Below are 1,792 nucleotides of genomic sequence, written 5' to 3'. Positions count from 1 at the left end.
GTCCACCAGCGGGTCCTCGTCGGCCAGCTCGGCCAGACCGGCGAACATCGCCAACCGCTGGCCCGGATCGACCGGCTCGACGACGGCCTGTCTGGTCGGCGGCGGGAACCGGTAGACGTGCCGCCGCGGCGGATCCCCGATGTGCTGGCCGATTCGGGCCGCCACGCCGCGCACCGCGGCGATCTGCCCGGCGGACACCGAGGGGCGCACCAGGACGCCGTCGGGCTCGATGACGGCGATCTGGGTCACCGTCTGAGGGCGGGCTCCGGCGAGCTGCACCCGATCCCGTACTCGGAGACGCCCGGACCACAACCGCAGCCAGGCCCGCCGGCCCTGCCCGTCCCGATCGACGGCGAAGACCGTGCCCGCAAGTGGACCATCCCGGTGCTCGCCGCGCGGCAGCAGGTCGGCAAGGAGGTCGCACAGCTGCCGCACCCCGGCTCCCGTGATCGCCGAGCCGCACGCCACCGGGCTGAGCTCGGCGCGGCGCACCGCGTCCCGGATCGCACGCCGGACGTCGCGAACGCGCACCGGCTCGTCCGTCAGCCACCGCGCCGCCACCGCGTCGTCGACCTCCGCCACCGCCTCCGCCACCGGTGCGGCGTCGAGGCCTACGGCCCGCACCCGGGCGTCGCACGCGCCCTGGCCGATGACCGTGGTGAGCATGACCGGATGCGCCCCGAGCCGCTGGCGTACCTGAGCCATCACCCGGTCGACGTCGGCACCGCGGCGGTCCACCTTGTTCAGGAAGAACACCGTCGGTACGCCGATGCGGCGCAGCGCCCGCCAGATGGCGACGGTCTGCGGCTGGACCCCCTCCACGCTCGACACCACGAGCACGGCGGCATCCAGCACGGCCAGCGAACGCTCGACCTCCGCGATGAAATCGGGGTGGCCGGGGGTGTCCAGCAGGTTGATGCTCAGATCACCGATCGTGATGGACGTGACGGCCGCCCGGATGGTGATGCCGCGCCGGCGCTCCAACTCCATCGAGTCGGTCCGCGTCGTGCCAGCGTCAACGCTACCCAACTGGGACACGGCGCCGGCCTCGTAGAGCAGGCGTTCGGTCAGGCTGGTCTTTCCGGCGTCAACATGGGCGACGATTCCGAGGTTCAACAACGCCAAGGCAGAACTCCACGGTAGGACGGTCCAGGGTCCGAAGCGTGGAATCTGCTCGCATTGTCACTCCTCGTCGTGGTCGTTGTGGCCGACGCCCTCCACTGGGGTGCAGCGGTGAGGCGTCTTGAGGTTCGCACGCCCGCTGCGACCGCCGCCACCGAATTCGGTCCAGGCCGGCACCGCCGCGGTCGGCCCTGCGCATCAGGCCGTGTCGACCCGACGCAGCCCCTGGCGTCGCCGTGTCCGCCGCCTGCGCGTCCGGCTGTCCGGCGCCACCGGATGGCTGATCTGGCAGGGCGTGCACCTCTGGTATCTGTACCGCCTGCGCCACACGAGGACCGTGCTGCTGCGCTCGGCGGTCAGTTTCCTGGGCTGCTTCAAGAGCATTCTTCTCTTCGGCCGCCGGCGGTGCTTACGGAGGGCTGCCGGCGTTGCCACCCAGCTCACAGGGGTGGCAGCGCCACTGCCTGGCTGTCGACGCGCCGAACGTGAACACGCCCCACCCCTCGACGGACTCTAGTGCGGTGTCCACTAACGTTCACCGGGTTCCGGTGGTCGTTGTGGATCCTCGCCTTTCGAGCGAGCGACTCCCCACGAATGTGGTGGGGCGGGCCTCCGCGGGCCAACTGATCCTCGCGCCGTCATCGCGGGGCGGCGGGGATCACGCCGGGAC

At 71.5% G+C, this 1,792-nt stretch carries 1 protein-coding gene; it reads right to left on the bottom strand.

Going from position 1 to position 1,792, the window contains the following annotated elements:
* A partial coding sequence (locus tag NCC78_RS31500) for a GTP-binding protein (RefSeq protein WP_250799082.1) occupies window positions 1-1,125 on the bottom strand: 1,125 nt, incomplete at its 3' end.
* Window positions 1,126-1,792: the final 667 nt, after the last annotated feature.

This window comes from Micromonospora phytophila, assembly GCF_023656545.1.
GTDB lineage: Bacteria > Actinomycetota > Actinomycetes > Mycobacteriales > Micromonosporaceae > Micromonospora > Micromonospora phytophila.
This window is presented reverse-complemented; position numbering and strand designations above follow the sequence as displayed.